We start from the raw sequence: 19,038 nt of genomic DNA on the forward strand, positions 1-19,038 counted from the left end.
GCTTTCGATCAGCGGGCAGCGGCAGGCTGCTTCAGGGCGGTCATGGCGATGATGTCGCGCTGCACCTCGTTGGTGCCGCCGCCGAAGGTCAGGATGAGCGCGGCGCGGTGCATCCGTTCCAGGCGTCCGCGCAGTTCGGCGCCGGGGGAGTCCTGGCGCAGGTAGGCCTGCGGACCGAGCACCTCCATGAGCAACCGGTAGGCCTCGGTGGCCAGCTCGGTGCCGTACACCTTGCAGGTCGAGGCGTCCCACGGCCGCGGAGCCGCGTCGCCGCCCGCGTCGGCCCGGCTGGCGATCTCCCAGTTCAGCAGCTTGAGGTAGTCGACCTTGGCGTGCACCTCGGCCAGGTTGCGCTGCACCCACTCCCGGTCGATCACCCGGGAGCCGTCGCCGGCCTTGGTGGTGCTCGCCCACTCCACGGTCTGGCGCAGAGCCAGCGCCAGCGGCCCAGCGGACGTGAGCGCCACGCGTTCGTGGTTGAGCTGGTTGGTGATCAGCGCCCAGCCGCCGTTCTCCTGACCGACCAGCGCGCTCGCGGGCACCCGGACGTCCTGGTAGTACGTCGCGCTGGTGTCCGGGCCCGCCATGGTGTGCACCGGAGTCCAGGAGAACCCCTCGGCGGTGGTCGGCACGATGAGCATGCTGATGCCCTTGTGTTTCTTGGCCACCGGGTCGGTGCGCACGGCCAGCCAGACGTAGTCGGCGTAGGCGATCAGGCTGGTCCACATCTTCTGGCCGTTGATCACGTAGTCGTCGCCGTCGCGCACCGCGGTGGTGCGCAGACTGGCCAGGTCGGTGCCCGCGCCCGGTTCGGAGTAGCCGATGGAGAAGTGCAGCTCGCCTGCCGCGATCTTGGGCAGGAAGAACTTCTTCTGCTCCTCGCTGCCGTAGTGCATGATCGTCGGCGCGACCGAGTTGATGGTCAGGAACGGCACCGGCGCGCCCGCGATCGCGGCCTCGTCGGTGAAGATCAGCTGGTCCATGGTCGGCCGGTCCTGGCCGCCGTACTCCTTGGGCCAGCCCAGCGCCAGCCACCCGTCGCGGCCCATCTGCTGGACGACCTCGCGATACACGTTGCCCTGCCCGTACTCACCGGTCTGCGCGCTGAGCGCCGCTCTGCGCTCGGGGGTGATGAGCCGCGCGAAGTAGTCGCGCAACTCTGCGCGCAGCTGCTCCTGTTGCGGCGTGTACGCAATGCGCATGGAGGTACCTCTTTGGGGGATGGTCGGCCGACGGAGCTTGCGGAGTCGGCGGGGTGGGTAGGACCGAGCCTTCGTTTGGATCGGGTTCTTCCGATCATTGCATATGGACTGAAACATGTTCCAGTATTGATGCTGGATCCCTCCGATGACGGCCCGGTGGAGCGGATCGGCTTGTTAGGCTTCGATCAGAGCGGTGGTAAAGGAGTTGCCATGAAGATCAGTGTCGATCTGGACCAATGCGAAGCGAACGGAATCTGTGTCGGAATCGCCCACGACGTGTTCGAACTCGATGACGAGGACGTGCTGCACATCGCCAACGCCGACGTACCCGCCGATCGGCTCGCCGACGTCGAGGACGCCGTCGCGCAGTGCCCCAAGGCGGCACTGCGGCTGCAGTGAACCACCCTTGCCGTAAATTGGAACACGTTCTAGAGTCGGCCGCGTGAGCAAAGATCTGAGCCTTGCGGGCCGAGTGGCGATCGTGACCGGCGGCGGCGCCGGACTTGGGCGGGCCGAGGCGCTCGCGCTGGCCGGGGCCGGCGCGTCGGTGGTGGTCAACGACCTCGCGGAGTCGGACGCGGTAGCGGACACGCTTGCCGAGATCCGCGGCCTCGGCGCCAAGGCGGAGTTCGTCGCGGGCAGCATCGCCGAGCGGGCGACCGCCGACGCGCTGATCCGTACCGCCGAGGAGTCGTTCGGATCGGTCGACATCGTCGTCAACAATGCGGGCATCACCCGCGACCGCATGCTGTTCAACATGTCCGACGAGGACTTCGACGCGGTCCTCGCGGTGCATCTGCGCGGCCATTTCCTGCTGTCCCGCAACGCCGCCGCCTACTGGCGCGCCAAATCCAAGCAGGCAGGCGCCCCGGTCTACGGCAGGCTGGTCAACACCTCCTCGGAGGCGGGCTTGCTCGGCCCGGAGGGGCAGGCCAACTACGGCGCCGCGAAGGCGGGCATCACCGCGCTGACCCTCTCGGCCGCGCGGGCGCTGTCGCGCTACGGCGTGCGGGCCAATGCGATCGCGCCGCGTGCCCGGACTGCGATGACCGAGGCGGTGTTCAGTCCCGCACCGGAGGGTGATGTCGATCCGCTGTCGCCCGATCATGTGGCCCGGCTGGTGGCCTACCTCGCCTCGCCCGCCGCGGATGCGGTCAATGGGCAGTTGTTCGTCGTGTACGGGGGGATGGTGGCGCTCATGGCGGCGCCCGTCGTCGAACGCCGGTTCGACGCGACCGACGGGCAGTGGTCGGCTCACGATCTGGCCGACACGCTGGGGGACTACTTCGCCGATCGCCCGTCCGGGCAGACCTTCTCGGCGTCTTCGCTGATCGAGCTGGGGTGACCGGAGGGGGCTTGCCGCGGGTGCGCTGGTTGGTCAGCTGACCAACTGTTGATCGGGGGATCGGCGCTTGGTAGACATAGGGACTGGGTATGTCACGCTTCACAGAGGTGGGATCATTCTCGATTGAAACCGGTGTCAAATTTAATATGCCGACTTTTCGAGAAAATGCACTTCAAAAGTGTGAAAAATACTTCCGGCAACACGGTGAACATGTTCTAATCGTTCCGGCGGTGCGGCCACGGTTGAGATTCGCGCCGTGCGCCGTGTACGTCGGTTGAGCAAGGAGGATCGCGGATGAACCAGGTCCTTGCCGTGCCGTTGCGGGCCGTGGGTGGATTCTTCGAACTCATCGCCGACGTCGCACGTTCCAGTGTGCGCCGGCCCTTTCAATGGCGGGAGTTCATCGACCAGTCCTGGTTCATCGCGCGAGTCTCGATCGTCCCGACATTGCTGGTGGCGATTCCGTTCACCGTTCTGGTGAGCTTCACGCTGAACATCCTGTTGCGCGAGATCGGCGCGGCCGATCTGAGCGGCGCGGGCGCGGCGTTCGGCTCCGTTACTCAGGTAGGGCCGATCGTCACCGTGCTCATCGTCGCGGGGGCCGGCGCCACCGCGATCTGCGCCGACCTGGGCGCACGCACCATTCGCGAGGAAATAGACGCGATGCGGGTGCTGGGCATCAATCCGGTGCACCGGCTGGTGGTGCCGCGCGTACTCGCATCGATGTTCGTGGCGCTGATGCTCAACAGCCTGGTGTGCACGATCGGCATCGTCGGCGGGTTTCTGTTCTCGGTATATCTGCAGGATGTCAACCCCGGCGCGTTCGTCAATGGGATCACGCTGCTCACCCATCTGCCCGAACTGATCATTTCCGAGGTGAAAGCAGGCTTGTTCGGGCTGATCGCCGGGCTGGTCGCCTGTTATCTGGGCCTGAATGTCAAAGGTGGACCCAAGAGTGTCGGTGATGCGGTGAATCAGACCGTAGTCTTCGCTTTCATGGCCCTGTTCGTCGTGAACGTGGTGGTCACCGCCGTCGGCATCAAGTTCACGGCGCGGTGACGCGATGGCCTTCGTTATCGAATCCCGCTTCCCCCGGACCGTTCGGCGCGTACGCCGGATCTCGGACTCGCTCGATTCGGTCGGCAAGCATGCCGTGTTCTACGCCCAGGCGCTCGGTTCCATGCCGCGGGCGCTGCTGCACTACCGCACCGAGACGATCCGGCTGATCGCCGAGATCAGCATGGGCACCGGGGCTTTGGCGGTCATCGGTGGCACGGTGGTGATCGTCGGATTCCTCACGCTGTTCGCGGGCGGCACCATCGCGGTGCAGGGCTACAGCTCACTGGGCAACATCGGCGTCGAGGCGCTCACCGGCTTCTTCGCGGCGTTCATCAACGTTCGCATCGCGGCGCCGGTCATCTCCGGCATCGGCCTGGCCGCCACCATCGGGGCCGGTTCCACCGCGCAGCTGGGCGCGATGCGGGTGGCCGAGGAGATCGACGCGCTGGAGTCGATGGCGATCCGGCCGGTGCCGTACCTGGTCGGCACGCGGGTGCTGGCCGGGATGATCGCGATCGTCCCGCTCTACGCGCTCGCGGTGATCGCCTCGTTCCTGGCCAGCCGGTTCGCCACGGTGGTGATCTACGGGCAGTCGGCGGGCGTCTACGACCATTACTTCTCGACCTTTCTCATCCCGGGCGACATCCTCTGGTCGTTCGCCCAGGCGATCTTCATGGCCTTGGCCGTCATGTTGATCCACACCTACTACGGCTACAACGCCGCGGGCGGACCGGTCGGCGTCGGTGTCGCGGTAGGCAACGCGGTGCGCGCCTCGCTGGTCGCGGTGGTCACGGTGACCCTGCTGATCTCGCTGGCCATCTACGGCACCTCCGGCAACTTCCATCTCTCCGGATAAGCGACATGGCGGAATCGAAGCAAACCGAAAGCCGCTTCCTGCGGGCGATGCGCGGCGGTCTCGGGCTGAAACTCGCCGGGGCCGCGATGGTGCTCGCGCTGGTCGCGATCGTGGCGGTCTCGTTGGTCATGTTCGTCGGCGGGTTCACCACCACCGCCACCGTGACGGTGGACGCGCCGCGTAGCGGCCTGGTCCTGGACCCGGACGCCAAGGTGAAGATCCGCGGTGTGGAGATCGGGCGCGTCGCGTCCGTCGACAACACTGCCGAGGGCGCCACGCTGAAACTGGCCCTCGATCCGGAATTGCTGAAGCTGGTGCCGTCCAACGCGGACGTCGACATCAGGTCCACCACCGTGTTCGGCGCGAAGTACGTCAATTTCGTTGTTCCCGAACAGCCTTCGACCACCCCGCTGCAGCCGGGCGCGACCGTGACGGCGCAGCAGGTGACCGTCGAGTTCAACACGCTGTTCCAGCATCTGTCCGACGTGCTCGCCAAGATCGAGCCGGAGAAGCTGAACGCGACGCTGTCCGCGCTGGGCACCGCGTTGCAGGGCCGGGGGGAGAAGCTCGGCGACCTGCTCGCGCAGAGCGACGCGTACCTGCGCGACATCAACCCGTACCTGCCCACGCTGCAACAGGACCTGGCGAAGACGAGTGACGTCACCAACCTGTACGCGGACACGGTGAACGACCTGCTGCGCACGGTGAACAACGCGACCGTCACCAGCAACACCCTGGTCGAGGAGCAGCACAGTCTGGACAACGTGCTGGTGAACCTCATCGGGCTGGCCGACACCACCGGTTCGGTCCTGCGCGACAACGAGAGCCAGCTCGTCACGGCGCTCGATCTGCTGCGCCCGACCACCGGATTGCTCGACGAGTACGCGCCCGCGCTCTACTGCCTGATCGGCGGCCTCGGCAAGGCGCTCCCGATGGGTGAGGCGGTCTTCGGCGGCCTACAAGAAGGCGTCGCGCTGAACACCGGCTTCATGTACGGCGTCAAGCCCTACACCTATCCGGAGGACCTGCCCAAGGTCAACGCGACCGGCGGCCCGCGCTGCGAAGGGCTGCTGGACCGGGTGCCGGGCAGCCACGCGAACTATGTCGTCACCGATACCTCGGAAGGCCTGGTGTACACACCGTCGACCACGCTGACGGTGAACCCGCCGAAGATCTTCCAGATCCTGTTCGCCGGAATGCCGGGGGTGCCGCGTCCGTGAAAAACACCGCGACGACCGTCAAATTGGCCATCTTCACCCTGGTGATGACGCTGGTCTTCGCCGGACTCGCGGTCGTGTTCAGCCAGATGCGCTTCGCGCGGGAGCACAGCTACCACGCCGTGTTCACCAGTTCCTCCGGCATGCTGCCCGGCGCGAAGGTGCGCATCGCCGGTGTGCCGGTCGGGTCGGTCACCTCGGTGCGGGTCGGCAAGGACTATCTGGCGCATGTCGAGTTCGACGTCGACCGCAAGTATCAACTGCTCACCAGCACACGCGCGGCGGTCAAGTACGAGAACCTGGTCGGCGACCGCTACCTCGAGCTGTCCGAGGGACCCGGCTCCAATCGGGTGCTGCAACCGGGCGGCACCCTCCCGAAGGAGCAGACCGCGCCCGCACTGGATCTGGACATGCTGCTCGGCGGGTTCCGGCCGCTGCTGCGCGGCTTGGATCCCGGGCAGGTGAACGACCTGACCAACGCGCTGCTGCAGATCTTCCAAGGCCAAGGCGGCACGCTGGTGGCGCTGCTCAACAGCGGCGGCTCGTTCGCGAAGACGCTGGCGGATCGGGACGCGCTGATCGGCAGCGTGATCGACAACCTGAACACCGTGCTGCGGACCATCGATGAGCGCGGCGACCAATTCGCCACGACCATCGCCGAATTGCAGCGTCTGATCAGCGGATTGGCCGCCGATCGGGATCAGATCGGCGACGCCATCCCGCGCATCGCGGGTGCCACCGGCGACCTCACCGACCTGCTCGCCCAGGCCCGCCCCGACCTGCAGGGCACGATCGAGCAGACCGGACGACTGGCCACCAACCTCGACGCCGGGTCCGACACCGTCCAGTGGGTGCTGGAGCGGCTGCCGTCGACCTATCGCCAGCTGATCCGGATCGGCTCGTACGGCTCGTTCCTCCAGCTCTATGTCTGCCAGACGAACTTCCTGGTGGACGGCCCGAACGGACAGACGATGAAGATCAACATGCCTGGGGCCCAGACGACCGGAAGGTGTGCGGACGAGCGATGAACGAGCAGCGAAATTCCGCCGTCACCATCGGCATCGTCGGCCTCGTGCTCGCGGTGGCGGTGGCGCTGTCGGCATTGCAATTCGACCGGCTTCCCTTCATCCGCTCCGGCGCCACGTTCACCGCCTACTTCGCCGACGCGGGCGGTTTGCTGCCCGGGGACCCCGTGCAGGTCGCGGGCGTGCGGTCCGGACGGGTCGAAGACGTCGCTCTGGACGGCGCGAAGGTGCTCGTCCGGTTCACATTGGCGGAGTCGATCGTGCTGGGGGAGAAGACTTCAGCGGCGATCAAGACCAACACGGTGCTCGGCCGCAAGTCGCTGGAGGTGACGCCGTCCGGCCCAGGCGCGCTGCGTGTCGACGACACGATTCCGCTGGATCGCACCACCTCGCCGTATTCGCTCAACGAGGCGCTGAGCGATCTGGCGGGCACGGTGCACGACCTGGACCTGGACCAGGTCGATCGGACCCTCGACGCGCTGTCGGAGACGTTCGCCGACACGCCCGCTCCGCTGCGCTCTGCGCTCGACGGTGTCACCGCGCTGTCACGCAGCATCAACGCACGCGATGCGGCCCTATCGGATTTGCTGAGGCGTGCGCAGAGCGTGACGAAGATCCTCGCCGACCGGGGAAACCAGATCAACGCGCTGATACTGGACGGCAACGAGTTGCTCGGCGAGCTGAACCGGCGGCGCACCGCGCTTGGTCAGCTGATCGTGTATGTCAACGGACTCGCCCAGCAGCTCTCCGGGCTGGTCGCCGACAACGAGGCACAGCTGAAACCCGCGTTGGACAAGCTGAATTCGGTGCTGGCGCTGTTGCAGCGCAACAAGCAGAACATCGCCGACGCGCTGGATGGGCTCGGCCCCTTCGCCGCCGCGCTCGGCGAGCAGGTGGGCAGCGGCCCGTACTTCCAGGCGTACGTGGTCAACGCCGCGAGCAAGACGCTGCAGCCGCTGGTGGACGCGCTGGTGTGGCCGCAGCACTTGCCGAACGATCTACAGAGCTATCTCACGCCGTTCCCGTCGATCGAACCCGCGATACAGGAGCCGCCGCGATGAGTGGGCATTACCCGTCCATCCGCTACCCGTCTCGAGCCGTCGATAGATCGGCCGGGGAGTCGTGTCCGGGGGAATCTGCATGCTGAACGTCGTACGGAAACTGCCCCGCTGGGCGCTGGTGGTGGCCGGTGTGCTGGCTGCCGTACTGGTCGTCGCCGTGGCGTGGAACGGCATAGCCCGCATCGGAACGACCAAGGTCACGGCGTACTTCCCGTCCACGTCCGGTTTGTACGCGGGCGACGACGTGCGGGTGCTCGGCGTGAAAGTGGGCCGGATCGACGCGATCGAGCCGGGCGCCGACCGGGTGAAGGTGACGATGACGCTCGACCGCGGTGTCGACGTCCCCGCCGACCCTCGGGCGGTGATCATCTCGCCTTCCCTGGTCTCCGCGCGGTTCATTCAGCTCGCGCCCGCCTACACCGGCGGCCCGAAGCTGTCCGACGGCGGCGTGATCCCCATGGAGCACACCGCGGTGCCGGTGGAGTGGGACGACATCAAGGCGGAGCTGACCAAGCTGGCCACCGCGCTCGGTCCCGTCGGCGACGACAAGCAGGGCTCGTTCGGCCGCTTCGTCGACACCGCCGCCGACAACCTCGACGGCAACGGCCAGCGGTTCCGCGACACGCTCCGGGAGTTGTCGGCGACCCTGAGCACGTTGTCGGACGGTCGCACCGACCTGTTCGGCACCGTGCGCAACCTGCAGAAGTTCGTCGAGGTGCTCTCGGCGAGCAACGAGCAGATCGTGCAGTTCGGCGGACGGCTCGCGTCGGTGTCCTCGGTGCTGGCCGGCGTCTCGGCGGATCTCGGCGCTGGACTGGACAATCTCGACGCCGCGGTGGCCGACGTGCGCCGGTTCCTGGACAACAGCGGCGCCGAACTCACCGAGAGCGTGCAGCGGCTGGCCGACGCCACCCAGGTGCTCGCCGACAAGCGGCCGGAGCTGGAACGAGTGCTGCACTCCGGCCCGACCGCGCTGGTGAACTTCTACCAGATCTACAAACCGGCTCAAGGCACCTTGACCGGCGCGATCGCCCTGAACAACCCCGCCGACCCGCTCGGCTTCCTGTGCGGCTCGGTCCGCGCGCTGGAGACCAACGACTCCGATCGCAGCGCCGACCTCTGCGCCCAGTACCTGGCGCCGGTGATCAAGAGCTTGGGCATGAACTACGTGCCGATCATGTCGAACGCGGCCAGCGGCGTGACCGCGTTCCCGGACCAGCTGGTGTACACCGACCCCAGCCTGGCCGATCGGGCGGCGAGTCAGACCCCGGCGCAGCCGCAACCAGCGCCGGTGAGCGTGCCGGACGGCATTGCCGGACTGGCTATCCCGGGAGGACTGCGATGATGCCGACGCGGCGGATGCGCCGCACCGCCGCCGTCGCGGTGGGGCTGGCGCTGGCGATTTCCGGTTGCCAATGGGACGGGCTGAACTCGCTGCCGATGCCCGGCACCGAGGGCACCGCGCCGGGCTCCTATCAGGTACGCATCCAGATGCCGAATGTCACCACACTGACCAGGAATTCGCCGGTCCGGGTGCACGACGTGACGGTCGGCACGGTGTCGAGGATCGAGGTGGAGGACTGGCACGCGCTGGTCACTGTCTCGCTCAACCCCGACGTGCGGTTGCCCGCCAACGCGGTCGCCAAGATCGGGCAGACCAGTCTGCTCGGGTCCAATCATGTCGAGCTGTCCGCGCCCACCGATCAGCCCCCGGAAGGCGAGCTGAAAGGGGGCGACGTCATTCCGCTGGCGCGAGCCGGGATCTACCCGACCACCGAGCAGGTGCTGTCCTCGCTGTCGGTGGTGCTCAACGGCGGCGGCGTCGCCCAGCTGGAAACCATTACCCGGGAACTGAATTCCGCGCTCACCGGGCGGGAGGACGCGATCCGGGACCTGCTGCCGCAGCTGAACGAGCTGACCACGAACCTGGACCGCCAGACCGGTGACATCATCGCCGCGATGAGCGGCCTGGACCGCCTCGGCGGACAGCTGGCCCAGCAGCGCGACGTGGTCGCGGCCGCCATCGAACAGATCCATCCGGCGCTGACCGTGCTGGCCGACCGCAGGGCAAACATCACCAGGGCACTCACCGCGCTCGGCGAATTGAGTGACGTCACGCAGCGGATCATCGACGTCAGCGGAAATGACCTGAAGGCCAACTTGCACAGCCTCGTCCCGGTGCTGCGATCGCTCTCCGACACCGGCAACAACCTTACCGAGGCGCTGAAGATCCTGGCCACCTTCCCGTTCCCGATGAAGAACCTCGAACACGCCATCAAGGGCGACTACCTGAACCTGTTCATGACGGTGGATATGACCGGGCGGCGGCTGGATTCGAACTTCCTCACCGGTACCCCGCTGGGCGGGCGCTTCGGCGGGGTGGAAGGGGCGCTGGGCAGCTTCGCGCCGGGCACCGCCGCGCAGAATGGTGACCCGGCCACCGGGCCGCTCCAGGCGCCGCCGCCTGCGACCCAACCCGCTCCGACCATCCCCGGTCTGCCGCCGATACCAGGTCTGCCCGCGATTCCCGGATTGACCGTGCCCTTGCCTGGCAACAGCGCACCGCAAGGGGGTCCGGGACAGTGAAACTCACTCCGTTCGTCCGTACCCAGCTGATCATCTTCTCCGTGCTCACGGTGATCGGCTTGGTGGTCATGGGCGGGACATATGTGAAGCTGCCCGCGATGTTCGGCATCGGGCGCTACGAGGTCACGGTGCAGCTGGCCGCGACCGGTGGTCTCTATCCGACGGCCAACGTCGCCTACCGTGGCACGAATGTCGGTGTGGTGAAGGAAGTCCGGCTGACGCCCGTAGGGGTGGACGCGAAGCTGTCCATCGGCAGCGACTACAAGATCCCCGCCGACGTCGACGCCTGGGTGCGCAGCGTGTCCGCGGTCGGCGAGCAGTACGTCGACCTGGTGCCGCCCGAGCGCCGCACGGGCGGAAACCTGCACGACGGCAGCGTGATCCCGGTGGAGCGCACCAAGCTGCCGCAGGACGTCGGCACGCTGCTCGACCAAGCCGACCGGTTGCTGTCCAGCGTCGCCGACACCCGGCTGCGGCAGGTCATCGACGAGGCGTTCCTCGCGTTCAACGGCGCCGGTCCCGACCTACAGCGGTTCATCGATTCCGCGGCCCTGCTGGTGCAGGAAGCGCAGGCCAACGCCGAACCGACGAAACAGCTGCTCGATCAGGTCGGGCCGCTGCTGGACACCCAGATCCGCTCGGATGCCGCGATCCGTTCCTGGACCGCCGATCTGGCGACGGTCACCGATCAACTGCGCGCCCACGACCCCGCGCTGCGCGGCGTGCTGAACAAAGGACCGGCCGCGGCGCAGCGGGTGAGCGCGCTGTTCAACGATCTGCGGCCGACACTGCCGCTGCTGCTGGCGAATCTGGTCAGCGTCGGCCAGGTGGGCGTCACGTATCACGCTGGACTGGAGCAGGTCCTGGTGGTCTATCCGCCACTGGTCGCCGCGCTGCTCACCGCGGTCCGCGGCCCGCTCGAATACGGCGCCTTGGTGGATTTCATGTCGTTGGTCAACGACCCGCCCGCGTGCACCACCGGCTTCCTGCCGCCGGACCAGCGCCGCTCGCCGAGCGAGCTGGACACCCCGGACACGCCGCCCGGCCTGTACTGCAAAGTGCCGCAGGACGCGCCCGAAGCGGTACGCGGTATCCGCAACACCCCGTGCGCGGAGGTGCCCGGTGTGCGCGCCCCGACGCCGGAGATGTGCCGGAGCGGGTACGTTCCGTTGGGCAACAATCCGCCGTTCGGGCCGCCGCAGCCGGTCGCCCCCGCGGCCGCGCCCACGGACGAATCCCCTGGAGTCGCACCCGCCAGTTACGGTGGCGGCACTCCCGCCGCCGCGCAGGCATACGACCCGGACACCGGCGTGTACATCGGCACCGATGGGCGCACATACCGGCAGGGCGATATCGGACCGGGCGGTTCGGGCACGGTACCGTCGAGCTGGCAGTCGATGCTCGAGGAGCAGCAACGATGAGTGATCACAACGGAGAAGGTCACCGCACGCGGCGGCGTGCGGTGCGCTCGGCCGGGCCCCCGGTCGAGGAGACCACGACCGGGAGCACCACGGGCGCGAAGACCTCGGCCGCCGTGGGCCGCAGCGCGGGAACGCCCAGCTCGACGCTGGATAGCGGACCGAGTTCCCTAGTCGCCGAGACCGAGCCCACGACCTCAGTGGCGAAGCAAGTCGCCTCGCAGGAGATGCCCGACTCGGGCGCGCCGACCGCCGAGGTTGCCGAGGCAACGGTCGCCAAGACGAATGCCGATGCCGAACCGAATGCGGCCGTGGCGGGCAAGGCGGGGGTGGCGGCCGCGACAGCGGGTGTCCAGCCGGACCAGGCTGGCCGGGCGGCGGTTGCCGCAGAGCGAACGGTCGCCAGGGTGGACGGTGCCGAGGCCGACGAGACATCGCTCGCCAACGGGATAGCGGACGCCGAACCGGATGCGGTCGTGGTGGGCAAGGCAGGGGTTGCGGCCGCGAAAGCGGATGCCGAGCCGAACCCGGCCGACCAAGCAGCGGTCGCCGGGGGAGATGGTGGCGAGGCCGACAAGACATCGCTTACCAAGGGGAACACCGAGGACACCGCCGAAGCCGACCAGACCGCAGTCGCCGCTGCGGGAACCGAGGCCCAGCGGGACACCGACGAGGACTCGCCGACCGAGAAACAGGCCGCACAGACGCGGAATCGCAGCGTCGCCCGGATTCTCACGCTAGCCGCCTCAGCGCTGTTGGTGCTCGCACTCGTTTGCGGTGCGACTGTTTCGGTATTCGCGATGCGCTCGGCACATGAGCGCGACGAACGCCGCGCCGAGTATTTGCAGACCGCCAGGCAGGCGATCGTCAATCTCACCACCATCCGCGCCGACTCGGCCAAGCAGGACATCGACCGGATCCTGTCGCTGGCCTCCGGCGAGTTCAAGACCGAGTTCGACGGCAGGGTTGACCCGTTCACCAGCATCGTGCAGCAGGCCAAGGTGGTCTCCAGCGGCGAGATCGTTGAGGCCGCGCTGGAGAGCGACGACGATCGCTCGGCGCGTGTGCTGGTCGCCGCCAAGCAGACGCTCACCAACGCGGGCCAGGCCGAGCCGCAGACCAGGTACTACCGGTTCCGGGTCACCGTCTCCCGCGGCGACACCGGCCTGACCGTCTCCGATGTGGAGTTCGTGGCATGAACCTGAACGGAATTCGAGGCAGGATCCTGCTCGCGGTGCTCGGCGTCGTGGTCGCGGCGGCCGCGGTCATCGGCGGCGTCAACGGATACCGCTACTGGGACGACCGGCAGTCCGAGCAGTCGCGCGAAGACGCCGTCGCCACGGCCGGCCGCACCGTCGAGGCCATGTTCACCTACAGCCCGCAGACCGTGGACACCGACCTGCGAAAGTCGGCCGACAACCTCAGCGGCGACTTCCGCGAGGACTACTTGACGCTGATCGACAAGCAGATCGCGCCGGGCGCCAAGGAAAAGCAGCTCACCGTCACAGCCACCACGCAGGCAGGCGGTGTCGTCTCCGCCGACCGCTCGCACGCGGTGGTCCTGCTGTTTCTGAACCAGGTCATGACCAGCAAGGACACGCCGCAGGGCACCACCACCGGCAGCCGGGTGCGCGTCACCTTGGCGAAAACCGACTCGCGCTGGTTGGTCGAGGCCGTCACTCCGGTGTGAGCGCCCAAGAACCGCGCGATGGATCGTCCAGCGCCGCTGCGGCTCGGGCGGGAACGGAGGATTCCGGACGAGCTTGGCTGGTCCTGCCACTGCCGGGACGATGAATCGGTAGAGGTTGTCGAGGATCGCGCGAGCAAGGAACTCGCCCATCGCTCCGTAGTCGCCTTTGTCCGCCCTCCGGAGCGCCTCGAGGTAGCGCTCTCGGTCGTTCTCAGAACATACTTTCGATTTGTCATGCTTGAGTGAATCCAAATAGACAGTACACTTTCGAGTCGTTTCGATACCGTTTTGGTCGATGAACAGCACAGATGCGACACAGCGACGAAATGAATGTCGACGTTCGGCAGATTGAACCTGGTCCCGTACCCCTGATATTGGTCGGAGCTGATCGGCTCGCCGATCCGGCGTGCGTCCCGAAGATGCGCATCGGCAACTTGGCTGCTCAAACGCTCATCTCGGGGTCGATCTGGGTGAGCATCGAGCGCGTCCAGTCGGTGCCCTTGTGACCATCCGGCAGAGCCGCGTACCCGTCCTCGGCTTCCCGTATCGCGTCTGGGGCGCGGCCCATCGCTGCTAGCACGACGCCGCGCTCGAGGCCCCAGAACCCCGGCGTGTACCAGTATCCGAACGCCGGGAGGTCGATCCCTTCGGTTGCCGCTGCTGCCACGTCGGCATGGTGCAGCGCCCGGGCAGCGCGGCGACGGTCTCCTTGCAGGGCGAGCAGTTCGGCCCGCTGATAGCGGTCGTAGACGCCGAGAATCGGATGCGCCCGTGTGACGGCTATCGCCGAGTCGGTGAGGTCCACAGCGCGCTGTAGGTCGCCGTTGTGGCGCGCGGCATAGGCGCGGAAGCTGTGCGCGTGCGCAAGCTGTGATGGGTCATTGCCGTCAGCGGCGAGCTTGGCGGCGTCGCCGAGGACCCTGTCGGCGATGTGCGCTCGGTGGGTGGCGTGCTCCAACCAGCCACGGTATCGCGTGATTTCGGATGCGAGGCTGGCCGAAGCTGGGCCGCCTGCTCGGTGGCGTGCCAGGGTGCGCGCTGTTGCATCCATGCCGCGGACCAGCTGCACGACGGCCGCCGCGCCCACAATGTCCTCGAGGTGTCGTGTGCGGTCCAGAATCGCGGAGATGTCGTTCAGTCCTGCACGGCCCGCGCTGGACGGGTCACCTACGGTCGCGCCGAGCCGTTCCAGGTCGACGGATTCCAGCCCCAGCACGGGATCCGACAGCACCGACCGGTATGCCTCTAGCACTGCGGCGGTTACGGGCCGCTGGCCGGTCTCGATCAGCGATAGGTAGCCCGGGGTGAAGCAGGTCTTACCTGCCATGCGCCGCAAGCCGATACCGGCGATTGTGCGCAGCTCGCGCAGCAGTTCGCCCGTCACCCCCGTATCGGAAAACACACGCAAACACTATGCCCATTCGGCGAAGTCTGCTGGCAGAACACACTTTCCGTAGCACTCGACGCCGGGTTGACCCGCGAGTCCCCGGCGTCGGGTGCTCACCAACCACACCAACGCGCCAGGGGGTATCGGGATGCCCGAAGAACTCGCAGTCGTATTGATCGTCGCAGCCGCCGTCGCCGGGATGCTGCTACTGCTGTTCTGCGTGCTGCCGTGGCTGATCGACCTGGGCGGTCAACTGTCCGAACTCGAGCACACCGACGAACTGCCGCAACGCCCAGGACCTCACGCAGCGCCGCGCAGACCATTCCCGGTGGATGAAGCGCACTGGGTGACACAGGAACACATCGACTGCGACGCCCGTAACCAGGTCATGACGAGAAAGACATCCCAGGGCACCACCACTGGCAGCCGGGTGCGCGTCACCTTGGCGAAAACCGACTCGCGCTGGTGGGTCGAGGTCGTCACTCCGGTCTGAGCCGCCCGAGAACTAGACCCAGAAATTCATGCCCAGCGTCGGCATCCCGGTTTGCTCGGGTCTGCGTCATCGGCGCACGGTCCATCGACGCGGCGGGCGTCGATCAGGGCGTGCACCTGTTCACGGCGCGCCTACGCGACGGCAACGGCGACCCGTGCCCCGGCGTGACGATCACCTGGCTCGACCATCAGCCGCGGTCATCATGGACAACTCGGTGATCAGCTTCGACAATCTCCGGGTCGAGCGCAGTGTCTGGCTGAGCAACGACCTGGCCACCAGCGATGCGGCTCAAATCTTGACGTTGGCCCACTTCGCGAACCGGGTCAGGGCGTCGGTTCCGCGGCGGGCGTGGGCGAGTACGCGAACGGTCTCATGCACCTGGGGGTGGTTGCGCGTCAGCTCCGGCGCGATCTTGCGCGCGTGTTCGAGGCTGGTCAGCGCACGCTGCTTGTCCCCGTGTAGCAACCATGCGCGAGACACATCGATCCAGTGATGCCCGGCACGGGAGGGAGCGACCGACGCCGGTAGGCGTACCTGTCCTGCGCGGGATACGGCCGTTGTCCCATCGGACAGTTCGACCGGTACAGCGACGAAGTGAATGTCGACGTTCGCCAGATCGAACCGGGTCCCGTACTCCTGATACTGGTCGGAGCTGATCGCCTCGCCGATCCGGCGTGCCTCCCGAAGATGCGCGTCGGCGGTGTCGCCGTCGAGCGCACGAGCCGACAGTATCGAACCCCGCAGGTGCAACGCGCCGCGCACCGCGAGGATCTCCGGTGTCGTGGGTAGCTGCTCGCTGGCGGCGTACGCGCGCTCAACGATCCGCAACCCAGCGGCGTACGCGCCGGAATACAGCAGGATCACCGCGCGATGGAATTCCGCCGCGATCGGCCACGCCGGGTCACCACTGCGCTCAGCGGCCCATACGCAACGCTCGGCTGCCAGCCCGGCGAGATCGAGATAGCCGTACCGGTAGGCGATCGATGACGCGCTGTTATAGGCGTAGGCGAGCGTCGAATAGATCGCGCCCAAGCGAGGCTCGGAAGGCTCGTCGTTCGCGAGCACATGCAGACCGTGGATCACGTCCGGCAGTTCGGCGATGCGGTCACCGTACCGGCCCCGGTGCCTGCTCTCCCGGACCCGATGCAGTGCCGCAGTCAAATCCACGAATGTCGCTGGCCCGGTTAGTGGTTCATCGTCGAACGCCAGGATCGAGCGTCGCAGCCCGGGGATGGCGGCGTGCGCCGCAGTGTCGACGCGCACCGGCGCATAGGGCTGTCCAGTCAGAGCTTCGACGTTCACACCCAGCGCTCGGGCCACGGCCGCGATGAACGCGGGCGAGGCGGGGCGGGTGCCTCGCTCGACCTTGCGCAGCAGCGACATCGACACGTTCGCCTTCTGCGCAAGCTGTAGCTGGGTGAGCCGGGCAAGCTTGCGCGCCCTCGCGGTCCGTTCGCCGATCCCCGCATCGTCCATGCCCCCACGGTGACACACGATGTGCCGCTCCGCATGGGTTCACCCAGGACAAGGTATCCCCAGGCCCCGACGCCGGGTTGACCCGAGTCCTCGGCGTCGGGTGCTCACCAACCACACCAACGCGCCAAGGGGTATCGGGATGCCCGAAGAACTCGCAGTCGTATTGATCGTCGCAGCCGCCGTCGTCGGGATGCTGCTACTGCTGTTCTGCGTGCTGCCGTGGCTGATCGACCTGGGCGGCCGACTGTCCGAACTCGAGCACACCGACGAACTGCCGCAACGCCCAGGACCTCACGCAGCGCCGCGCAGACCATTCCCGGTGGATGAAGCGCACTGGGTGACACAGGAACACATCGACTGCGACGCCCGCACTTGCGGTGCCAAGGGCGCAGCTATCGACGTGCTCATCGAAGCCGGGCGCATGCGGCCCGGGAGGAACCTCCGGTGAATGCCGGTGTCAACCATGGCGATGACGGACTCCGGATCCGCGAATTCCTCACCGACGGCTCCGTGCAGTTCAAACCCCCGAAGAGAGCACGCCGAAATTCTCGAGGACGAGGCGATCGACCCGGCCTATGCGTGATCTCGGACCCGCGCTACCGCGATTTCCTGCCCTGACTCCGGGCTGAGCTGCGTGCGACCGGCGGTGCTACGGTCCCATCACCGAGGCAGGTACCTAGCCTCGTGGACCTCGGCGTGAAGCTCGACTCCAGTAGTGGAGTTCGTGAACACGATGAGCCCGAAGCACCAGTGCTACGTGGTGGCAGTCGAGGTCTTGTCAGTGCCGGGCGAGTCCGTTTCGCGGGGCAGCCGCACAGTGAATGTTGTCCCTTCACCAGGCGCGCTGTGCACGCCGACTTTGCCGCCGTGGGCGGTGACCAGGGCTTGGACGATGGAGAGGCCGAGTCCGGTGCCGCCGCTGCTGCGGGTGCGGGAGGTGTCGGTGCGGTAGAAGCGTTCGAAGACGCGTTCGGCCTCCTCCGGCGGCAGGCCGGGGCCGGTGTCGGCGACCTCGAGCAGAACGTGATCGGCCGCGGGTGTCAGCCGGACCGTCACCGCGGCGTCGGGTGTTGTGTGCGTGACGGCGTTGTTCAGCAGGTTGTCCAGGACCTGGCGCAACCGCGCCTCGTCGCCGGGTACCTCCAGCGTTCCTTCGCCCGGTTCGACCTTCAGCTCGATGGTGCGTATGGGTCCGTCGGTGTGCCCGGCGGCAACCACCGCGCGCGCGTTGTGCACCGCGTCGCTGGCGATCGCGAGCAAGTCCACCTGACCCAGCTCCAGCGGGCGTTGGGCATCCAGCCGCGCCAGCATCAGCAGGTCTTCGACCAGCACGCCCATTCGCTGGGATTCACGCTCGATGCGGTCCATGAACGTGCCCGGATCGGCGGTGGCGCCTTGGCGGTACAACTCGGCGAACCCGCGGATCGTGGTCAGCGGGGTGCGCAGTTCGTGACTGGCGTCGGCGACGAACCGGCGCATGCGCTCCTCGGAACGCCGGGCTGCCTCCTCGGAGGCCTCGGTCGCGGTGAACGCGCGCTGGATCTGCGTCAGCATGCTGTTCAGCGACCGGGACAACCGGTCGACTTCGGTGTTGGTGCCCCGCACCGGGACGCGGCGGTGCAGGTCGCCGCCCGCGATCGCCGCGGCGATACTTTCCACCCGGCGCAACGGCCGCAGACTGCGCCGCACCATGAAGTACGCGATCACCGCGAGCGCGGCCAGGACGATCGCGCCGACGATCAACTGCAGCATGATCAACCGCTGCACCGTGTCGGTGTTTTGCGTGAGCGGCAGCGCCACCGTGGTCGTGGCGTCTGGAGTGCGCACCGTCAGCGCACGCCACTCGGTCGGTCCCTTCACGGAGCCAACGGTGTACGGACCCGATCGCGGTGTCTGTGGGAGGTCGGGTTCGGTATTGACACCGAAAGCCCCGATCACGAACATGCGCCCGTCGGTCCGCAACGAGCGCACATAGAACTGGCTGGGGGCGTGGCGTGGGTCGGGCGGTAGCACCGGCGTTGGAGGGGGCCGCCGCGACCACTCCATCGCGCCCTCGCGCAACTGCTGGTCGGTCCGGTCGGTCAGCTGCTGTTCCAAGGCGGAGGTGACCACCATGCCGGAGACGAGCAGGCCGAGCCCGGCGGTGAGCACCAGCAGGACCATCAGCGTCACGCGCAGGGGGATCGCGGACAGCAGTTCGGAGGCTTTCGTACGCGCCGTCGC

The 19,038-nt window shown here is 67.3% G+C and carries 18 protein-coding genes; 14 read left to right on the forward strand and 4 right to left on the reverse strand.

The annotated features are described in order from the left end of the window. Positions 1–8 precede the first annotated feature (8 nt). A complete protein-coding gene (locus NA4_RS09595) occupies positions 9–1,202 on the reverse strand; it encodes an acyl-CoA dehydrogenase family protein (RefSeq protein WP_067467288.1) in 1,194 nt (397 codons plus the stop codon). A 210-nt stretch (positions 1,203–1,412) separates the two neighbouring features. On the opposite strand from NA4_RS09595, the gene NA4_RS09600 reads away from it, so the two are divergent. The 12 genes from NA4_RS09600 (at position 1,413) to NA4_RS09655 (ending at position 13,459) form a co-directional block, all read left to right on the forward strand. After that, on the forward strand, positions 1,413–1,601 hold the full coding sequence (locus NA4_RS09600; RefSeq protein ID WP_067467367.1) for a ferredoxin: 189 nt from the start codon (positions 1,413–1,415) through the stop codon (positions 1,599–1,601). Between the two features lie 43 nt (positions 1,602–1,644). After that, positions 1,645–2,547, forward strand: coding sequence for a 3-oxoacyl-ACP reductase (locus tag NA4_RS09605; protein WP_067467290.1), 903 nt, complete (start codon positions 1,645–1,647; stop codon positions 2,545–2,547). A gap of 294 nt (positions 2,548–2,841) precedes the next feature. Further along, positions 2,842–3,606 carry an MlaE family ABC transporter permease gene (locus NA4_RS09610; protein ID WP_067467293.1) on the forward strand — a complete coding sequence of 255 codons (765 nt, stop codon included), beginning with the start codon at positions 2,842–2,844 and terminating at the stop codon, positions 3,604–3,606. Positions 3,607–3,610: 4 nt separating this feature from the next. After that, positions 3,611–4,462: an MlaE family ABC transporter permease gene (locus tag NA4_RS09615; RefSeq protein ID WP_067467296.1), complete on the forward strand. Its 852-nt coding sequence runs from the start codon at positions 3,611–3,613 to the stop codon at positions 4,460–4,462. 47 nt (positions 4,463–4,509) lie between these two features. Continuing rightward, a complete protein-coding gene (locus NA4_RS09620) occupies positions 4,510–5,682 on the forward strand; it encodes an MCE family protein (RefSeq protein ID WP_067467373.1) in 1,173 nt (390 codons plus the stop codon). Further along, positions 5,679–6,707 carry an MCE family protein gene (locus NA4_RS09625; protein ID WP_084496944.1) on the forward strand — a complete coding sequence of 343 codons (1,029 nt, stop codon included), beginning with the start codon at positions 5,679–5,681 and terminating at the stop codon, positions 6,705–6,707. The genes NA4_RS09620 and NA4_RS09625 overlap by 4 nt, the downstream gene beginning before the upstream one ends. Then, a complete protein-coding gene (locus tag NA4_RS09630; RefSeq protein ID WP_067467299.1) occupies positions 6,704–7,765 on the forward strand; it encodes an MCE family protein in 1,062 nt (353 codons plus the stop codon). Before NA4_RS09625 ends, NA4_RS09630 begins: the two co-directional genes overlap by 4 nt. Before the next feature lie 79 nt (positions 7,766–7,844). Continuing rightward, complete coding sequence (locus NA4_RS09635; protein WP_067467302.1) at positions 7,845–9,110, forward strand: MCE family protein; 1,266 nt, start codon at positions 7,845–7,847, stop codon at positions 9,108–9,110. Further along, on the forward strand, positions 9,107–10,351 hold the full coding sequence (locus NA4_RS09640) for an MCE family protein (RefSeq protein WP_067467305.1): 1,245 nt from the start codon (positions 9,107–9,109) through the stop codon (positions 10,349–10,351). Before NA4_RS09635 ends, NA4_RS09640 begins: the two co-directional genes overlap by 4 nt. Further along, on the forward strand, positions 10,348–11,772 hold the full coding sequence (locus tag NA4_RS09645) for an MCE family protein (RefSeq protein ID WP_067467308.1): 1,425 nt from the start codon (positions 10,348–10,350) through the stop codon (positions 11,770–11,772). The genes NA4_RS09640 and NA4_RS09645 overlap by 4 nt, the downstream gene beginning before the upstream one ends. Continuing rightward, a complete protein-coding gene (locus NA4_RS38990; protein ID WP_084496945.1) occupies positions 11,769–12,968 on the forward strand; it encodes an Rv1363c family protein in 1,200 nt (399 codons plus the stop codon). Before NA4_RS09645 ends, NA4_RS38990 begins: the two co-directional genes overlap by 4 nt. Further along, on the forward strand, positions 12,965–13,459 hold the full coding sequence (locus NA4_RS09655; protein WP_067467311.1) for a h domain protein: 495 nt from the start codon (positions 12,965–12,967) through the stop codon (positions 13,457–13,459). Before NA4_RS38990 ends, NA4_RS09655 begins: the two co-directional genes overlap by 4 nt. A gap of 442 nt (positions 13,460–13,901) precedes the next feature. Here the strand turns inward: NA4_RS09655 and NA4_RS09665 are convergent, their stop codons facing one another. After that, positions 13,902–14,861, reverse strand: coding sequence for an NsdA family TPR-like regulatory protein (locus NA4_RS09665; RefSeq protein ID WP_245671232.1), 960 nt, complete (start codon positions 14,859–14,861; stop codon positions 13,902–13,904). A 133-nt stretch (positions 14,862–14,994) separates the two neighbouring features. Between NA4_RS09665 and NA4_RS09670 the strand changes: the two genes are divergently transcribed. Then, positions 14,995–15,339, forward strand: coding sequence for a hypothetical protein (locus tag NA4_RS09670; RefSeq protein ID WP_157128922.1), 345 nt, complete (start codon positions 14,995–14,997; stop codon positions 15,337–15,339). Positions 15,340–15,627: 288 nt separating this feature from the next. Here NA4_RS09670 and NA4_RS09675 read toward each other — a convergent pair whose 3' ends face one another. Then, positions 15,628–16,815, reverse strand: a complete 1,188-nt coding sequence (locus NA4_RS09675; protein WP_067467323.1) for a helix-turn-helix domain-containing protein — start codon at positions 16,813–16,815, stop codon at positions 15,628–15,630. Between the two features lie 139 nt (positions 16,816–16,954). On the opposite strand from NA4_RS09675, the gene NA4_RS09680 reads away from it, so the two are divergent. Further along, positions 16,955–17,263, forward strand: coding sequence for a hypothetical protein (locus tag NA4_RS09680; protein ID WP_067467327.1), 309 nt, complete (start codon positions 16,955–16,957; stop codon positions 17,261–17,263). A gap of 305 nt (positions 17,264–17,568) precedes the next feature. Here NA4_RS09680 and NA4_RS09685 read toward each other — a convergent pair whose 3' ends face one another. Next, entirely contained in the window at positions 17,569–18,978 is a 1,410-nt protein-coding gene (locus NA4_RS09685) for a sensor histidine kinase (protein WP_169811005.1), read from the reverse strand. Between the last annotated feature and the right edge of the window lie 60 nt (positions 18,979–19,038).

The organism is Nocardia amamiensis NBRC 102102 (assembly GCF_001612745.1).
In the GTDB taxonomy this organism is placed as follows: domain Bacteria; phylum Actinomycetota; class Actinomycetes; order Mycobacteriales; family Mycobacteriaceae; genus Nocardia; species Nocardia amamiensis.

Coding starts and splice junctions, on each gene's coding strand:
- NA4_RS09595 (WP_067467288.1), bottom strand. CDS start 1,202: ATGCGCATTGCGTACACGCCGCAACAGGAGCAGCTGCGCGCAGAGTTG.
- NA4_RS09600 (WP_067467367.1), top strand. CDS start 1,413: ATGAAGATCAGTGTCGATCTGGACCAATGCGAAGCGAACGGAATCTGT.
- NA4_RS09610 (WP_067467293.1), top strand. CDS start 2,842: ATGAACCAGGTCCTTGCCGTGCCGTTGCGGGCCGTGGGTGGATTCTTC.
- NA4_RS09615 (WP_067467296.1), top strand. CDS start 3,611: ATGGCCTTCGTTATCGAATCCCGCTTCCCCCGGACCGTTCGGCGCGTA.
- NA4_RS09620 (WP_067467373.1), top strand. CDS start 4,510: ATGCGCGGCGGTCTCGGGCTGAAACTCGCCGGGGCCGCGATGGTGCTC.
- NA4_RS09630 (WP_067467299.1), top strand. CDS start 6,704: ATGAACGAGCAGCGAAATTCCGCCGTCACCATCGGCATCGTCGGCCTC.
- NA4_RS09635 (WP_067467302.1), top strand. CDS start 7,845: ATGCTGAACGTCGTACGGAAACTGCCCCGCTGGGCGCTGGTGGTGGCC.
- NA4_RS09640 (WP_067467305.1), top strand. CDS start 9,107: ATGATGCCGACGCGGCGGATGCGCCGCACCGCCGCCGTCGCGGTGGGG.
- NA4_RS38990 (WP_084496945.1), top strand. CDS start 11,769: ATGAGTGATCACAACGGAGAAGGTCACCGCACGCGGCGGCGTGCGGTG.
- NA4_RS09655 (WP_067467311.1), top strand. CDS start 12,965: ATGAACCTGAACGGAATTCGAGGCAGGATCCTGCTCGCGGTGCTCGGC.
- NA4_RS09670 (WP_157128922.1), top strand. CDS start 14,995: ATGCCCGAAGAACTCGCAGTCGTATTGATCGTCGCAGCCGCCGTCGCC.
- NA4_RS09675 (WP_067467323.1), bottom strand. CDS start 16,815: ATGGACGATGCGGGGATCGGCGAACGGACCGCGAGGGCGCGCAAGCTT.
- NA4_RS09680 (WP_067467327.1), top strand. CDS start 16,955: ATGCCCGAAGAACTCGCAGTCGTATTGATCGTCGCAGCCGCCGTCGTC.
- NA4_RS09685 (WP_169811005.1), bottom strand. CDS start 18,978: ATGGTCCTGCTGGTGCTCACCGCCGGGCTCGGCCTGCTCGTCTCCGGC.